This is a genomic window from Streptomyces toxytricini, from assembly GCF_014649915.1.
Classification (GTDB): Bacteria; Actinomycetota; Actinomycetes; order Streptomycetales; family Streptomycetaceae; genus Streptomyces; species Streptomyces toxytricini.
In genome coordinates, this window is the sequence record NZ_BMTY01000030.1 from 1 (window position 1) to 16,546 (window position 16,546).

The 16,546-nt window shown below is 75.2% G+C and carries 13 protein-coding genes; 6 read left to right on the forward strand and 7 right to left on the reverse strand.

Going from position 1 to position 16,546, the window contains the following annotated elements:
• Nucleotides 1-194: 194 nt before the first annotated feature.
• Nucleotides 195-1,070, reverse strand: a complete 876-nt coding sequence (locus tag IE170_RS29515) for a winged helix-turn-helix transcriptional regulator (RefSeq protein WP_189812539.1) — start codon at nt 1,068-1,070, stop codon at nt 195-197.
• A gap of 106 nt (nt 1,071-1,176) precedes the next feature.
• On the opposite strand from IE170_RS29515, the gene IE170_RS29520 reads away from it, so the two are divergent.
• Together IE170_RS29520 and dapD are read left to right on the forward strand one after the other, a co-directional pair.
• Nucleotides 1,177-2,421: an MFS transporter gene (locus tag IE170_RS29520; protein WP_189812609.1), complete on the forward strand. Its 1,245-nt coding sequence runs from the start codon at nt 1,177-1,179 to the stop codon at nt 2,419-2,421.
• A 9-nt stretch (nt 2,422-2,430) separates the two neighbouring features.
• Nucleotides 2,431-3,411 (forward strand): 2,3,4,5-tetrahydropyridine-2,6-dicarboxylate N-succinyltransferase, encoded by a 981-nt coding sequence (gene dapD / locus IE170_RS29525; RefSeq protein WP_189812540.1) that lies wholly within the window; start codon nt 2,431-2,433, stop codon nt 3,409-3,411.
• A 111-nt stretch (nt 3,412-3,522) separates the two neighbouring features.
• On the opposite strand, the gene IE170_RS29530 is transcribed toward dapD, so the two are convergent.
• A complete protein-coding gene (locus IE170_RS29530; RefSeq protein WP_223856657.1) occupies nt 3,523-3,828 on the reverse strand; it encodes a hypothetical protein in 306 nt (101 codons plus the stop codon).
• A 175-nt stretch (nt 3,829-4,003) separates the two neighbouring features.
• Nucleotides 4,004-5,848 carry a DUF8508 domain-containing protein gene (locus IE170_RS29535; RefSeq protein WP_189812541.1) on the reverse strand — a complete coding sequence of 615 codons (1,845 nt, stop codon included), beginning with the start codon at nt 5,846-5,848 and terminating at the stop codon, nt 4,004-4,006.
• 330 nt (nt 5,849-6,178) lie between these two features.
• On the opposite strand from IE170_RS29535, the gene IE170_RS29540 reads away from it, so the two are divergent.
• On the forward strand, nt 6,179-7,813 hold the full coding sequence (locus IE170_RS29540) for a hypothetical protein (protein WP_189812542.1): 1,635 nt from the start codon (nt 6,179-6,181) through the stop codon (nt 7,811-7,813).
• 1,377 nt (nt 7,814-9,190) lie between these two features.
• Nucleotides 9,191-10,630: an alkaline phosphatase PhoX gene (locus IE170_RS29545; RefSeq protein WP_189812543.1), complete on the forward strand. Its 1,440-nt coding sequence runs from the start codon at nt 9,191-9,193 to the stop codon at nt 10,628-10,630.
• 31 nt (nt 10,631-10,661) lie between these two features.
• Here the strand turns inward: IE170_RS29545 and IE170_RS29550 are convergent, their stop codons facing one another.
• The 4 genes from IE170_RS29550 to IE170_RS29565 form a co-directional block, all read right to left on the reverse strand.
• Nucleotides 10,662-10,847 (reverse strand): hypothetical protein, encoded by a 186-nt coding sequence (locus IE170_RS29550; RefSeq protein ID WP_189812544.1) that lies wholly within the window; start codon nt 10,845-10,847, stop codon nt 10,662-10,664.
• A gap of 113 nt (nt 10,848-10,960) precedes the next feature.
• Complete coding sequence (locus tag IE170_RS29555; protein ID WP_189812611.1) at nt 10,961-12,211, reverse strand: TerD family protein; 1,251 nt, start codon at nt 12,209-12,211, stop codon at nt 10,961-10,963.
• A gap of 109 nt (nt 12,212-12,320) precedes the next feature.
• Complete coding sequence (locus IE170_RS29560) at nt 12,321-12,542, reverse strand: hypothetical protein (protein ID WP_189812545.1); 222 nt, start codon at nt 12,540-12,542, stop codon at nt 12,321-12,323.
• A gap of 46 nt (nt 12,543-12,588) precedes the next feature.
• Complete coding sequence (locus IE170_RS29565; RefSeq protein ID WP_189812546.1) at nt 12,589-14,118, reverse strand: aldehyde dehydrogenase (NADP(+)); 1,530 nt, start codon at nt 14,116-14,118, stop codon at nt 12,589-12,591.
• Between the two features lie 160 nt (nt 14,119-14,278).
• On the opposite strand from IE170_RS29565, the gene IE170_RS29570 reads away from it, so the two are divergent.
• Complete coding sequence (locus tag IE170_RS29570) at nt 14,279-15,139, forward strand: IclR family transcriptional regulator (RefSeq protein ID WP_223856655.1); 861 nt, start codon at nt 14,279-14,281, stop codon at nt 15,137-15,139.
• Nucleotides 15,140-15,258: 119 nt separating this feature from the next.
• Nucleotides 15,259-16,407: a hypothetical protein gene (locus IE170_RS29575; protein ID WP_189812547.1), complete on the forward strand. Its 1,149-nt coding sequence runs from the start codon at nt 15,259-15,261 to the stop codon at nt 16,405-16,407.
• Nucleotides 16,408-16,546: the final 139 nt, after the last annotated feature.

The following is a 16,546-nucleotide window of genomic DNA, read 5'->3' on the forward strand; positions in this document are numbered from 1 at the left end:
TCGCGTACCGCTTCGCGTACCGCTTCGCGTACCGCTTCGCGTACCGCTTCGCGTACCGCTTCGCGTACCGCTTCGCGACCCTGACGAGCTTGCCCGCGGCCTCGACGGGACCTGTCTCCGGGTTCCTGTGCACGGGTACCCCGCGCGACGAGGCGTACCCCGCGGCCTGCCGGAACGGGGCCTGGCCGGCCCGGTCAGCCCGCCGCCCGGACCGCCGCGAGGGCCGCTCTGACGCTCGCCTCGATGTCGGTGATCGGGTAGAACACCTCGCGGACGGTCCGCTCCCGGTCCACGACCAGCGTCAGCCGCTTGATCCGGATCTGGCCCGCCCGGAACGTCGGCAGCCGCAGCGCCGTCGTCAGCACCAGGTCGGCGTCCGACAGGAGGGGGAAGCGCAGCTTCTCCGCCTCCGCGAACTCCCGCTGCTCGTCGGGCCGCTGGGTGGAGACGCCGTGCACGGCGGCGCCGGCCGCCGTGAACTCCGCCAGCTGGTCGCGGTACGTGCACGACTCCAGGGTGCAGCCCTTGGCCCCCGGGATCCCGGCCCAGCCGGGCGGGTAGGCGTCGGCGCGCGCGTACGCGCCCGGGAAGCAGTACAGGACCGTGAACGGGCGGGTGCCGTCCACCGGGTCGCGCAGCTCGCCGAAACGGTCCGGCAGCAGCATGTCGGGCAGGCGCGTGCCCTTCAGTGCGTTGATCCGGGCCGCTTCGCGCGAGGCCTCGTCCGTCGTGGCAGTCATCTCTCCGTCTCCCAGGACCCAGGTGTCCCCCCAGTCCTGGAGGGCCACCAGGACCGGCAGCAGCCCCCGCCCGCGCGGGGTCAGCCGGTACTCGTGCCGCACCGGGCGCTCCTGGTACGGCTCGCGCGCCAGCACCCCGGCTTCGACCAGCAGCCTGAGCCGCTCGGCCAGCACCTTGCGGGAGACGCCCAGCTCGCGCTGGATCTCCTCGAACCGGTGCAGGCCGCGGGCCGTGTCCCGCACGATCAGCAGCGTCCACCAGTCGCCCACGACGTCGAGGGCCTGGGCGATCGCGCAGTCGGCGTCACCGAGGTGTGTGCGCTGGGCCATGGGAACTCCTTCGTCCGTTGACCCAAGGCTGTCATGCTGACATAGTCCGTTCCCAAAAGGAACTGATTCCCGCCAGGCGGGGTCGCGGGGGGAGTGAGCGGGCGTGCTGAGGGCTTTCAAAGACGTGCCGAGAGCGGTGTGGCTGCTGGCAGCCGGCGTGTTCGTCAACGCCGTCGTCAGCTTCACCTTCGTCTTCGTCTTCCTGTACCTGACCGGCCCCCGAGGCCTCGGCACCGCGCAGGCCGGCCTGGTCACCGGCCTCGGCGGGCTCGGCCTGGTCGCGGGCAACCTGACCGGCGGCTGGTACGGCGACCGGTTCGGCCACCGCCGGGTGCTGCTCGCGGCGTCCACCGCGGCCGGGCTGGTCCTGGCGTCGTTCCCGCTGCTGCCGGGGCCGCTGCTGTGCGCCGCGCTGCCGCTCGCCCAGTACGCCGCGGGCGTCGTGCGCGCGGCGAACGCGGCGCTCGTCGCCGTGACCGTCCCCGAGGGGGCCCGCCGCCAGGCCTTCGCCGTCGTGCGCTCCGCCTCCAACGGCGGGTTCGTCATCGGCCCGCCACTGGGCGCACTGGTCGTGACCGGGCTCTCGTACGACTGGCTCTTCCTCGCCGACGGCCTCGGGACCCTCTTCTTCGCCGTCTGGACCGCCCGTGTCGTCCCCGCGCGCGGCGCCTCGCGGGCGGCCGCCGCGGGGGCCGGCGGCGGCCGGCCGGGGCGCAGCCTGTGGCGGGAGCTACGGGAGCGGCCCGCGGTACTGGTGGTGCTCGGCGGGGTCCTGGTCACCGACCTCGTCTACCGCCAGCAGTACGGCACGTTCCCCGTGTTCCTCGCCGACCACGGCCTCGACGCCGCAGACTTCGGCTTCGTCATCGCCCTCAACGGCGCCGTGGTGCTGCTGCTGGAGCTGCCGGCCGCCGCGCTGCTGCGCGACCGGCCGCCGCTGCCCGTCATCGGGGCCGGGCTGGTGCTCGTCGGCGCCGGGTACGCCGCGCTGCTGCCCGGCGCGGGCGTGGCCACCGCCGCCCTGATGATCGTCCTGCTCAGCCTCGGGGAGATCCTCTACAAGACCACCGCCACCGCCTACGTCGCCGACCGGGCCCCCGAGCACGCGGCCGGGCGGTTCCAGAGCCTCTACGCGGGCGTCTCCGTCAGCGGCACCGTCCTCGGGCCGCCCCTCGGCGGGGCCCTGTACGCGGCGGCGCCCGGCCTGCTGTGGCCGGTGTGCGCGGCGCTCGCCGGGGGCGCGGGCGCTGCCGTCCTGTACGCCGGGCGGCGCCGGGCGCGCGGGCCGGCGGGGCGCGAAGGACGCCCGGCACATGAGACCGGTTCGCCCCCGCAGGCCGTCGCCGGTTAGGTTTCCGACATGACTGCCACGCGTACCACCGGCGCCGTCGCCGCCGGACTTGCCACCCTCGCCGCCGACGGCACCGTCCTCGACACCTGGTTCCCCGCCCCCGCGCTCGCCGACGAGCCCGGCCCGGCCGGCACCGAGCGCCTCACCGCCGAGCAGGCCGTGGAGCTGCTGGGCGCCGCCGCGGCCCAGGCGATCCGCAAGGACGAGGTCCGCGGGGTCGAGGTCGTAGCCGTCCGCACCGTGATCGCCTCCCTCGAGGACAAGCCGCTCGACGCGCACGACGCGTACCTGCGCCTGCACCTCCTCAGCCACCGCCTGGTCAAGCCGCACGGCCAGAACCTCGACGGCGTCTTCGGCCTCCTCGCCAACGTCGCCTGGACCTCGCTCGGCCCCGTCGCCGTCGACCAGGTGGAGACGGTGCGCCTGAACGCGCGCGCCGCGGGCCTGCACCTCCAGGTCACCTCGATCGACAAGTTCCCGCGGATGACGGACTACGTCGCCCCCAAGGGCGTGCGCATCGCCGACGCGGACCGGGTCCGCCTGGGCGCGCACCTCGCCGAGGGCACCACCGTCATGCACGAGGGCTTCGTCAACTTCAACGCCGGCACGCTCGGCACGTCCATGGTCGAGGGCCGCATCTCCGCGGGCGTCGTCATCGGCGACGGCTCCGACATCGGCGGCGGCGCGTCCACCATGGGCACCCTCTCCGGCGGCGGCAAGCAGATCATCTCGATCGGCGAGCGCTGCCTGATCGGCGCCGAGGCGGGCGTCGGCATCGCGCTGGGCGACGAGTGCATCGTCGAGGCCGGGCTGTACGTCACCGCGGGCACCCGCGTGACGCTGCCGGACGGCCAGATCGTCAAGGCGCTCGAGCTGTCCGGCGCCAGCAACATCCTCTTCCGCCGCAACTCGGTCACCGGCACCGTGGAGGCCCGGCCGAACAACGCGGTCTGGGGCGGCCTGAACGAGGTCCTGCACAGCCACAACTGAGGCACTGCCGCACACCGGCCCGCGGGCGCTCCCTCCCCGAGCGGGGGAGCGCCCGCAGGCGTGTCCGGGGGCGGGCGGGGCCGCCGGGGCGGAGGCGGGCGTACGGGCGGGTCAGCGCAGGGCGATGCTGCGGACGAGGCCCGCGAAGGCCTCCTCCTCCGCCGCGGTCAGTTCGACCGTCTCCATCGGGTGCCCCGCCGCGACCCGCTGGGCGGGGAGGGCCGCCAGGCCGTCGGGGGCGGCGGCGGGCTCGGGATGGTGCAGGCGGGCGCCCCACAGCATGCGGCCGGAGCCGGCCACCCACGCGAGCGCGGCCAGGAAGAGGACGGCGAGGCCGACCTCCTGGGCGAGGGAGACGGAGGGGAACACGCGGTCCTCCCGAAGGACGGCGACAAGATCGAGCGTGGGGATACTCAACACCACAACCCGGGTCGAATGGGCCATGATGTGTCGAGCGTCACGTCATGGCCCAAACTCCCCATCTCGCCCGCGGGCCGCCGGTCCCCTCCGGCCGAATGCCGCGGGGCCCGACCGCGCCGGCCCCCGGCCGGGGCCGGAGGAGGCGGTCGGGCCCCTGGTCACCTGCCGGCCGTCACGGACGGAAGCGCAGGACCTGCGGGTCGTGGTCGCTGTTCTGCACCGCGAACTCCGCGTTGATGTGCACGCTGTCGTACGCGTACGACTTGATCGCCGGGCTCACCAGGATCTGGTCCAGCACCTGGGCATTGCCCTGGAAGAGGTACGAGTACCGCTCCGACTTCGGCAGCGACTTGATCGCCGAGTACAGCGCGCCGCCGTCCTCCAGCGCCTTCGTCGTCTCCGAGAACTCGAAGTCGTTGATGTCGCCGAGCGCCAGGACGCGGGCGTTCTTGTCGGCCGCCAGCAGCTGCTTGACGAAGGCGTTCACCGACTGCGCCTGCTGCAGGCGCTTGGCCTCGGAGGAGCGCAGCGGCGGCTGGTGGTGGGAGGTCAGGCCCTCGTCGCCGCCCTTCGAGCCGAAGTGGTTGGCGATCACGAAGACCGTCCGGCCGCGGAAGACGAACTCGCCCGCGAGCGGCTTGCGGCTGTCCTGCCACGCCGGGTTCGCCGGGTCGATGCGGCCGGGGGAGTGCGTGAGGGCCGCGTGGCCCTTGACCGTGGTCACGCCGGTCGCGGTGGTGGCGTCGCCGGCGGCGCGGTCCGTGAAGGACACGCGGTCCGGGTTGAAGAGGAACACCTGGCGGATGTTGCCGCCGGGCTCGCCGCCGTCCTTGTTGTTCTCCGGGTTGACGGTGCGCCACTGGTAGGACGGGCCGCCGGCCGCGGCGATGGCCGCCGTGAACTTGGCGAGGGTCTGCTCGGCGGACACGGTGCCGTCGTTCTTGGCGCCGTTGTCGTCCTGGATCTCCTCCAGGGCCAGGATGTCGGGGGAGGCGAGGTTCTCCACGACCGCCTTCGCGAGCGCGTCGAACTTCTCCTGCGGGTCGCCCGGGTCGAGGTTCTCGACGTTGTACGTGGCGACGGCGAGCTCGCCCTGCGCCTGCGCCTTGGTCTTCTCGGGGGCGAGGGCGCCCTTGGCGACGGTGCCGAGGGTGCGCGCGACCAGCGTGTAGCCGCCGAACTGGTTGTAGTCCATCGGGCCCTCGGTGGTGCCGGTCAGCTTGTCGCCGACGTTGGCCACCGGGAACGGCTGCTGCGCGAGGGGCGCGAGCTGCTGCACCTTCAGCCGGCCCGTGTTCTGCGCCTCGTAGGAGCCGTAGACGGTGCCGCCGCGCTTGTTGCTGTTCTCCCAGCCCTTGACGGTGACCCACAGCTCGCCGTGCTGCGCGGAGCTGGCGCCGACGACGCGGGAGTTGCGGATGGCGACGTTCATGCCCTCCAGCGCCTCGTAGTGGTCGAGGGCGTAGCGCGAGGGCTCCAGCGCGAGGCCGTTGATGCTGCCGCCGGCGGCCGGGTCGCCCGCGGGAGCGTACGCGGCGGGGACGGTGTACTCGTTGACGGCGACGGCCTCGGGGAGGGCGTTGCCCGAGGAGACCACGGTCACGGTCGGCTTCGATATCTGGGTGATCGACTGGTTGCCGGAGTTGGCGCCGCCGGGGACGTACTCGCCGACCAGGCCCGAGACCTTGACCGCGTCGCCGACGGCGACGGTCGGGGCGGAGCCGGTGAAGACGAACACGCCCTCGCTGGTGGCGGCGTCGTCGTCGGTGTCGGGGTCCTGCATCCAGAAGCCGCGCGAGCCGTAGGTGCGCACGCCGGTGACGATGCCGGCGACATCGGCGACCTGCTTGCCGTTCAGGGGGGATATCCGGGTGGTGCCCTGGATGTCGTGGATGCGTACCGCCTCGGCGGACGCGGTGCCTTCGGCGGCGTCGGCGGTGCCCGCCAGCAGGCCGGTGGCCAGGGCGCTGGCGACGACGGCCGCGACGGCGGCGGAACGGGAATGCGAGGAGCGCATGGTCAAGGAACTCCGGTGTGTGGAGGAGTGGAGCGGAGGGGGCGTACGCGGTGCTCGTACGTGGTGCGTGTGCCTGTGAACTGGCGGGATGTCTGCGGTGGTCGACGGCCCCCGGCCGCGGGTCCGCAGGGCTCCCGAAGGGTCCCCCGATGTCTACGCGCGTCAATTTCCTGCGTGGCCGGGGACGTTGTCAAGACCTCCAGGGCATCTGGATGGCGACTGTGAGATGAACCAAACAAGCGGCGCCGGACACGTCCGAAATGCGTCTACTGTGGGGCGCCGGAAGGCCGCGGAGGCGCGGCCGCACACCACCGGCGAGGAGACCGCCCCATGCCCGCACAGCCGCACGAAACGCTGCCGCCGGTCCGGCTGCCGTCCGAGGCGGAACTCGCCCGAGACGCCCTCTCCGCACCCCTCTTCGCCGCAGCCGTGCGACTGGCCCGCTGGGCGGGCGCCGGCACGCGCGTGGACGACGCCGGCGAACTCCCGCCCGCCCGCCTCCCGGAAGCCGCGGCCGCGCTCGGCCTCGACCCGCAGGACCCGGACGCAGGGGCACACGCGAGCCGGGCGTGGCGGGTCGCCCTGGACACGGGCCTCGTCGAGCTGACGGGCGGGCCGGACGGCGCCGGGGTGGCCGATCCGGACGGAACCGGGCACGGCGGAGCGGACGGCACCGGAACGGGACATGACGGAGCGATGGGCGCCGGAACGGGGCGCAGCGGGGCCGGCGGAACCGGAACGGGGCACGCCGAGACGGCCGGCGGGGCGCCGCACGCGACGGCCGCGGCCGGCGAGGACCTCGCCCTCGTGATCGGCGGCGCCCCCGCCGACGTGCTCGGCCTGTGGCTCGCCGCCTGCGACGCCGTCCTCGCGGACGCGGCCGTTCCGGACCTCGGCGGACTCGTCGACGCCCTGGACGAAGGCGGCGCCATCGACTTCGACCGCCTCGACTGGAACCCGCAGCGCGAGGCCGACCTCCTCGACGCCGTCCTCGCCGACCTCTACCTCCTCACGGCCGCCGGTCGCAGCACGGCCGGCGGCACGGTCCCGCTGCCGGTCCTCGCCGCCTCGGTGGCCGCCCCGGGCGGGATCGACCGGCCCGGCCCGGCCGTCCTGGAGCGGGTCGCCGACGCACTGATGCGGCTCGACGGGCAGTTCCGGCAGCTGGAGCCGATCGGGCTCGTCGAGTTCCGGCCCGTCGACGAGGCGGCGCTGCTGTCCCCGGACGACGAGGACCCCGCCGTCGGCGCCGAAGCCGGTGCACCCGGCGGCCGCACGGCCCTCGACCCGGAGGACGTCTCCCGGTACGGCACCGTCCGCCTCACCCCCCTCGGCCTGTACGGGATCCGCGCCCGCCTGCTGGAGGCGGGTGTCGCCGCCCCGGCCGTCGGCGAACTGGCAGGCAAGGGCGCCGACGCGCTGCTCGACGCCGTCTGCGCCTACCCCGAACCCGCCGCCGAGGCGGAGATCCGACAGTGGCTGGACGCCCGCGAGCTCCCCTCGGCCGCCGCCGAACTGCTGGACGCGGCCCGCGGCGCCGACCTGGGCGGGCCCCTGCGCCGGCTGCGCTGCCAGCAGGCCCTCGCCGTGGCCGGCCCGCAGGCCGAACCGGCGGTCCGGGCCGTCCTGGACGACCCGGAACTCGGCGGACTCGCCCGGGTCTGGCTGGCCGAGCTGGGGGCTGCCGACGTACCCGCACCGGACGGGGCACTGGTGTACTGGCTGGCGGTCGACACGATCGCCGCACAACTCGGCGGTCCCGGCGGGGCGGACGAGGCAGAGGAGCTGCCGCTGCTCATGGAGTCGCTGACCGCCCACCACGCCGGCTTCTTCGACCGGGCGTGGCGCGTGGAGCACCCGGCGACGGCCGAGGTGCTGGAGGCCATGGGCCGCCTGCACCCGGACAGGCAGGCGGCGAAGCAGGCCCGCAAGGCGGCCTACAAAGCCCGCTCCCGCCCGCGCTGACCCCTCCGCGCGCCCCGGCCGACCGCCGCCGACGGTCCGGTCGCGGTCCCGGCTCCGCCCGGGGGCGGGCCGGCTGCCGGCCTCGGTCTGCGGGAGGGGCGCCGTCGATGGCCCGGCCGCGGGGGTCGGCCGGCTGACTCCTCCGCCTGCTCGGGCCGACCGCCGCCGACGCCCCGGTGGCGCCACCGGCTCCACCCGGGGGCGGGCTGGCTGCTCCGTGGCGCCGGCTGCCGGCCTCGGTCCGCCGGAGCGGTACCCGGCGGGCGGGCCGTCTCGTGGCCGGGGCCGGCGCACAATGCGGCTGCCGGTCATCGCACCGCGTTCGAGCAGGACGAAACGGTCCCCGGCGAGGTGGGCGTGGTGCCGGTTGGTCCTCGAGGACGACGCCGGACTGCTTCACGCCGAGGAGGCGGGGCGGGGGCCTTCCTGGCCCGGTCCCAGGTGCACGGTGCGATGGGCCGCATCCGGGCCGCCGGCGAACACCTGCGGCGGTTCGCCGAACACCCGGTACCGAAGCCGCCGGAGCTGCTGCGGTTCGCCACCCGGCAGGCCGGCCTTGCTCCTCTGCGTCGCGGAGGCGGCTGCGGTAATTGCCCGGGCAAGGGGACGGCCCGTGGGGCGCATACGCGGCGCCGTCCACGGGGCGGCTCTGCAGGCGCGTTGCAGACCCCCGCCTGACTGCTGGGCGACCCCGCAGCGGCACGCCCGCGCCCGCGATTCCCGCCGGCTGCCGGCGACAGCCGCAGGCGCGGTGAGCACGCCGCTGCCATGGGCGGGCGCTGTGGCGTGGCTGCGCGCGGCGGTTGCCGCGCCGTGCCGGAGGCGTTCCAGCCCTGGTCCGGCGGATGCCGGCAAGCCGGAACGGGCGCACGCGCCCGGAGCCGGCGAAGGCCGTGCGCAACGTCCCGCGGCGTCGCCGGCACTGCGGGGGGAGGCGGATGCGGAGGTGCGCGCCGCCCGGTGTGTTTGCCTCGCGGGGCGGCCGTTTCTGAGGAAGAGGGTGGACCGGATCGGATGTCCGCGCGACGCGCCGACGCGCCGACGCCCCGCAAGGCGGCTCGCCAAGCGGCGCGGACCGGGTCCCGGGCAGCCGTGCCGGCCCCCCGCCGGCTCGGGGCGGCGCGGTCCGGCGTGCGCAGCCCGCGGCAGGTCGTGTGCCGCAAGGCGGCCGTGTCGTCGGGAGGCAGCGGCTTTGGGGCGGAACCCGCCGTTCAGCGGTGCATGTCGGCCATTGCGGCGGTGGGGGGAGGGGCGCCGCCGCGACGCGGGTACGTCAGCCGCCGTTCACGTACGGGCGGCGGTGCCCGCACACCGGCGCGATCCGGAGCGCCGCCACCGTACCGCGAAGCGCATGCCCCCACCCTTCCTGGAGACCCCATGCCGCTCAGCCGTAGAGACTTCACCGCCCGTACCGCCCTCGCCGGCGCGGGTGTCGCGCTCACCGGGGCGGTCGGTGCGCTCGCCACCGCCCCGGGGGCGCTGGCGGCCGACGACAGCACGCACGGTGACGCACAGGGCCGGCCCTGCGGGCCCGGCTACGGCCCGCTCCTGCCCGACCCGGCGGGCGTGCTGGCCCTCCCCGCGGGATTCCGCTACCGGATCCTCACCCACAGCGGTGTCACCACCCTGGAGTCCGGCGAGCCCACCCCCTCGCACCACGACGGGACCGCCGCCTTCGCCGGCCCCCGCGGGGTCACCCTCCTCGTCAACAACCACGAGCTGAGGGGCAGGCGCACCGACTGGATCCGTCCCGTCCCGCTCGCCGAGGGCCTCGTGTACGACCCCACCGCGGCCGGCGGCTGCACGGTCGTCGAGGTCCGGCAGGGCGGGGAGGTCGCCGAATGGGTCGGCATCGCCGGTACGTCGACCAACTGCGCGGGCGGCTCGACCCCGTGGGGGACCTGGCTGACCTGTGAGGAGACCGAGGACCTGGCCGGCCGGAACGGCATGACGAAGGACCACGGCTACGTCTTCGAGGTGGACCCGCACGACCGGCGGGCCAACCGCGACCCGCAGCCGGTCAAGGCCTTCGGCCGCTACGCCCACGAGGCGGTGGTCGTCGACCCGCACCGCGGCCACGCCTACCTCACCGAGGACGCCTCCGGCCCCAGCGGCCTGTTCTACCGCTGGACGCCGCCCGCCGGGTTCCGGCACGGCCGCGGCCGCCTGCGCACCCTCGCCCCGGACGCAGGGGCGCTCGCCGCCGCCAAGTGCTTCGACAGCCGGGGCCGCTTCGTCGACGACCTGACGCGAGCGACGCGGACCGGCACCGTCTACGGCGTCGACTGGGTGGAGGTCCCGGACCGCGACGCGCGGACCCAGCCGGTCCGCAAGCAGTTCGGCGAGGGCGCGGTGACGCGCGGCCGCAAGCTGGAGGGCATGTGGTGGGGGGACGGCGGCGCCTACTTCGTGTCCTCGTTCGCCCGCTCGGAGAGTCCCGGCGCGGCCCATGACGGCCAGGTGTGGTTCTACGACCCGAAGCGGCGCACGGTCACGCTGGAAGTGCTGTTCGGCGTGAACGCCGACCCGTCCCGCGGCGGCGCGGCCGACGGTCCGGACAACATCACCGTGTCCCCGTACGGCGGTCTGGTCATCGCCGAGGACGGCGAGGGGATCCAGCACCTCTTCGGCGCCACCGAATCCGGGCGCACCTACCCGCTGGCGCGCAACGAGCTGAACATCGGGACTGCCGAGCAGCCGGAATACTCCGAGTTCACGGGCGTCTGCTTCTCCCCGGACGGGCGCACCCTGTTCGCCTGCCTCCAGGACCCCGGGATCATGCTCGCGATCACCGGCCCGTGGCGGCGCGCGAACTGAGCGCACGGCCGGCGGCTGCGCCGCCGCCCCTTCACTGGGCGGCGGCGACCTCGACGTCCTCGGCGCGGACGGCGTTGGCCCATTGCTCGAGCAGGAACTCGTACGCCTCGGAGGGCCACTCTCCGTCCACCCAGGACTCGACGAGGTACCGGATCGCCTCGTTCGCCTCGGCGGCGGACGGGCGGGCGGGACCCGCGGGCCGGAGTGTGCTGTTCATGCTTCCAAGGCTACGGGCGGGCACGGACAGTCACCCCCGCTTTTCGGGTGCGATCCATCACCTCGCCGGCCGCCCGCACCGCCGGCGGTGGCTCCCCGTGCCCGCCCACCTGCTCAGAGTGCGTCCGCGCCGGGCTTGACCATGCCGCGTACTGTGCGGGACTTCACAAAGTCGCCCATGGCCGTCATCTCCCATTCGCCCGAGAACTGCCGGATCAGCTTCGCCATCATCACCCCCGTCTGCGGCTCGGCGCCGGTGAGGTCGAAGCGGACGAGCTCCTCGCCCGTCGCGGCGTCGATGAGGCGGCAGTAGGCCTTGGCGACTTCGGTGAACTTCTGGCCGGTGAAGGAGTTCACCGTGAAGACCAGGCCGGTCGCCTCCGCGGGCAGCCGGCCGAGGTCGACGGTGATCACCTCGTCGTCGCCGGCGCCCTCGCCGGTGAGGTTGTCGCCGGAGTGCCTGATGGCGCCGCCCAGGATGGACAGCCGGCCGAAGTAGCAGCTGTCGATGTGGTTGCGCTGCGGGCCGTACGCGATGACGGACGCGTCCAGGTCGATGTCGCGGCCGCGGAAGGCGGGTTCCCAGCCGAGGCCCATCTTCACCTGCGCCAGCAGCGGTTTGCCGTGCTTGACGAGGGAGACGGTCTGGTTCTTCTGCAGGCTGACGCGGCCCTTGTCCAGGTTGATCTTCCCGGTGCCGGCTGCGGCAGGGGCAGGGGCAGGGGCAGGGGCGGGGGCGGGGGCTGCGGGCGGCGCGGCGGGTGCCGGTCCGGTCGGGGCGGGCGCCGGCGGCGGCACCGTGACGGGCGGGCTCACCGGGGCGGGCGGCGGGGGAGCGGGAGCGGCCGGCCGGGCGGCGGGCGAGGCGGGCTCCTCGTCCACCGAGACCCCGAAGTCGGTGGCGATTCCGGCGAGGCCGTCGGCGTACCCCTGGCCGACCGCGCGCACCTTCCACGCACCGCCGCGGCGGTAGACCTCCACCACCACGAGCGCCGTCTCCGTCCCCAGCTGCGGCGGCGTGAACGTCGCGATCACCGCGCCCGTGTCGGCCTGCCGCACGGTGGCGGTCGGCTCGACGCCCTGGAACGTCTGCCCGGCCGCGTCCGGACTGGCCGTCACGACGACGCGCTCGATGTCCGGCGGGAGCGCGCCCGTGTCCACGGTGACGGAGTCGGGCCCCGCCCCGCCGCCGGAGCGGTGGGCGACGCCCGGACCGGACGGCTGGTTGTAGAAGACGAAGTCGGCGTCGGAGCGGACCTTGCCGTCGGCCGCGAGGAGGAGCCCCGAGACGTCGAGCCGCACCGGGGCGGCCACCTCGACCGTCACGCGGACGGCTTCGAGCGGCAGGTTGGAACCAGGGGTCATAGCGGTCATGCCCGGAGAACGACCGGGGGCGCCGCGCCGTTCCCCCGCCGCCCTCCGCTACTCCGTACGGGCGGCGGCGGACCGCCCGTACGGCGGTGCCCGGGCGGCGTCAGCGCCGGTTGCGCGGGTGGTTGCGGGCGGTGCGCTCGTTCCCGAACCTGTACGCGCCCGTCCAGCGGGCCATCACGAGCTGTGCGTCGCCGGACTCCACTTCGGCGAGGAACTTCTCCGCCCGCGGCCCGCGCAGTGTGCCGGCGGCCCGGCCGCGGTGGGTGATGGCGACGGTGCCGTCGCCCCGGTGCTCGTACGTGAATCCCTGTGGTCTCGGCATGCGCGCAGCCTGCCCCGGCCCGGCCGGGGCAGGCAACCGGATTTGGTCAGGCCGCCCCGGTGACGCGGCGCGGCAGGCCCAGCGGGTTCGCCTCCCGCAGCTCGGGCGGAAGCAGCGCGTCCGGCACGGACTGGTAGGCGACGGGCCGCAGCCAGCGCTCGATCGCCGTCACCCCGACCGACGTGGAGTGCGAGGTGGCCGCCGGATACGGGCCGCCGTGGTGCTGGGCGGGGGCCACCGCGACGCCCGTCGGCCAGCCGTTGACGACGATCCGGCCCGCCAGCTCCGTCACGCGGGCCACCAGCGCGGCCGCCGGGCCCGGCGCCCCGTCCGCCTCCGCCGCGGAGACGTGGAGGGTCGCGCTCAGGTTGCCGGCCAGGCGGTCCAGCACGGCACCCGCCTCTTCCTGGCCGGCGTACCGGACGAGGACCGTGACCGGGCCGAAGCACTCCTCCAGCAGCAGCTCGTACGGGCCGCCGGCGAGGAGGGCGCGGGCGGGCACGGCCAGGCAGCCGGCGCCGACGGCGTGCTCCCCGGCGGCGCCCGCGGCGACGGGCGCCGTGACGCCGGGCAGCGCCGCCCGCTCGGCGACCCCGGCCGCGAAGGCGTCCCGCATCCGGTGGTCGAGGAGGACGCCCGGACCGGTCTCCCCGAGCGCCTTGGCGAGCGCGCCGGCCAGCCGGTCGCCGGCCGCCCCCTCCGGTACGAGGACCAGGCCCGGCTTGACGCAGAACTGGCCGTTGCCGAGGGTCACCGAGGCGGCGAGGCCCGCGCCGATCTCCTCGGCCCGCTCGGCGGCGGCGTCCGGGGTGACCACGACGGGGTTCAGGGAGCCCAGTTCGCCGTGGAAGGGGATCGGCACCGGCCGCGCGGCCGCCGCGTCGAACAGGGCTCGCCCGCCGCGCACCGACCCGGTGAACCCGGCCGCGGCGACCAGCGGGTGCCGGATCAGCTCCAGGCCCGGGTCGAAGCCGTGGACCACCGACACGACCGCCTCCGGCAGCCCGGCCGCCGCGGCCGCGCGGCGCAGCAGCGAGGCGCACAGCTCGGAGGCGGCCGGATGATCGGGGTGGGCCTTGACGACCACGGGGCAGCCGGCGGCCAGGGCGCTCGCGGTGTCCCCGCCGGGGACGGAGAAGGCGAGCGGGAAGTTGGAGGCGGCGTACACGGCGACCACGCCCAGCGGCACCTTGTAGCGGCGCAGTTCGGGGCGCGGCGGGGTCAGGGAGGCGTCGGCCCGGTCGATGCGGATGTCGAGGTAGGAGCCTTCGTCCACGGCGTCGGCGAAGGCCCGCAGCTGGCCGGTGGTCCGGGCGAGTTCGCCGGTGAGGCGGGCTGGGCCGAGCGCCGTCTCGGCGTCGGCGGTCTCGACGATCCGGGCGGCCTCCCCGTCGAGGAGGTCGGCGGCGGCGCGGAGGAAGGCGGTGCGCACGGCGCGGTCCGCGAGCGCGCCGCGGACCGCGTGCGCGGCGCGCACGGCGGCGTCCACGTCCGCCGGGGTGGCCTCCAGGGTGACCTGTTCCCGCTGCTTCCCGGTGCGGGGGTCCACACTCCAGACTGGTGTCCCTGCTGCCATGCCGCACTGCCTCCTGGATCCGCGCCGGCCCCGCCGGGGTCGTTCAGTATTCTGAACGCCGTCCCGGTGGGTGAATGATCTCCATCCGTTCCGGACTCTATTTCCGCGTCCACGGCGTGACAAGAGACCGTGACAAGAGGCGAAGAGGGGCACGAGGCGCATGACCACAGGCGACGCAGGCACGGGCAGCGGCGCGAGCGGAGGCGCGGCCGCCGGCACGGGCGGGGCAGCGGTACCGGGGGCGGGGCCGGGCGGCGAGCCCGCCGGGGCGCCCGCGGCGGTCAAGTCCGCGGTCCGCACGGTCGTCCTGCTGGAGCACTTCGCGGCCCGGCCCGGCCTGCACAGCCTGGCCGACATCCAGCACGACCTCGGACTGCCCAAGTCCAGCCTGTACATGCTGCTGCGCACGCTGGTGAACCTCGGCTGGGTCGAGACGGACGCGACGGGCACCCGGTACGGCATCGGCGTACGGGCCCTGCTCGTCGGCAGTTCGTACATCGACGGCGACGAGGTGGTGGCCGCGGCCAGGCCCACCCTCGACCGGCTCTCGGAGGACACGACCGAGACCATCCACCTGGCCAGGATGGACGGGACGAGCGTCGTCTACCTGGCGACCCGCCAGTCCCGGCACCACCTGCGGCCGTTCACGCGCGTCGGGCGGAGACTGCCCGTCCACTCGACGGCACTCGGCAAGGCGCTGCTCGCCGGCCACTCCGACGAGGAGGTGCGTGCGCTGCTGCCGCGAAGGCTGGAGGCGGTCACGGAGCACACCGTGACCGACCGGGAGCGGCTCATCGACGAGCTCGCGGTGGTGCGGGAGAAGGGCTATGCGGAGGACCGGGAGGAGAACACGCTGGGACTGCGCTGCTTCGGAGTGGCGGTGCCGTACCGGACGCCGGCCCGGGACGCGGTGAGCTGCTCGGTGCCGGTGGCGCGGCTGACGGAGGAGCACGAGGAACTGATCAAGTCGGCGCTGTTCGCCGCCCGGGACCGGCTGTCGGTGGTGACGCGGCGGATGTGACCGCCCGGACGGCCGGGGCGCGGCCCCTCCGCCGGATTGAGGGTCCCTCCCCCGGACGGGGGAGGCGGATCCCCACGGCGGGGGAGGTGGCGGGGCTTGGGACGCGGGAGCGTAGGGCCATGACCGGGCGAACGATGCACCAGACGGATCCGACCGACTCGACCGACTCGACCGACTCGATCAGGGCGAGTGGCACGACCGACTCGATCGGGGCGGCCGACACGGCCACCGAGACACTCGACGGGACGGGTACGGCCGCCGCGAGGGCGGTGGGCGCCGCGCATGCCGCGAGCGGTGCGGCCGCCATGGCGGCCGAGGCCCGCGCGCCCGACACCACCGGGGCGGGGGCAAGACTGCTGCGGGCGGCGGCCGTGGCCGCGACACTGCCGTACCTGGCGCTGAAGACGGCCTGGCTGGCCGGAAGCGACATCGGCATACCCGAGGGCAGCGTGCTGCTCGAACCGACGGTGTTCTTCACCGTGGCCAATGCCGTGACCATGGCCATGGACGCGGCGGTGATCGTGCTGGCGCTGCTGCTGACCCGGCCGTGGGGCCGGCGGGTGCCGGCGCCGCTGCTGCTCGTCCCCGCCTTCACGGCGACCGGGCTGCTCACGCCGATAATCGCCGGCTTCCCCGCCCAACTCGTCCTGAGAGCCGTCGGCCTGGGCGCCGATCCCGCGGCGAGGGCCGCGGGGGAGTCCTTCCTCCACGGCTGGGTGTACCTCGTCGTCTACGGCGGCTTCATCGTCCAAGGGCTCGCCCTCGCAGGCCTGTTCGTGCCCTATGCGCGCAGGCGCTGGGGCGGCGTCTGGCAGGGCCCGGGCGGTACGCGGCTCCCGTCGCCCACGGGGGTGGCGGCGGGGGCCGCGGCCGCGCTCGGCACGGTGCTGGGGGCGCTGTACGTGTACTGGGCCTTCGGCGGGACGGCGTGGCTGGGCGCCGAGCGGGCGGCGCAGCACTCGGCGGAGACGGGTGCGGTGTCCGCGGTGCACGCGGTGTGCGCGCTGCTCGCCGGCTGGTGCGCGGTGCTGCTGGCCCGGGGAGGGACGCGGCGGCCGGTGTGGCCGCTGGCGGCGGGGTGGACCGGTGCGGCCGCGGCCCTCTGCTGGGGCCTGTACCTCCTGGCCGTGCCCCTCGCTCCGGGAATCGGAGAGGGCGGAGGAACACCCTCCGTGATCTTGCTGGCCTACGCTGCCCAGGTGGTCACGGGATGCCTCGCGGCGGCCGTCCTGACAGCCTTCGCGACGCGGCGGCGCAGACCGGCCTGAACCGGCCGCGGCAGGGCGCCTGCCCCGCCCCACAGCGGCGGGGCAGGACGATACGGATCCGGTGATGGCGGTGGCGCAGCAGGACGCCGGTCCAAGGCGGCGGAGAGTGAGGGGTTCGGGGGGTGCCGGGGGTGCGGGC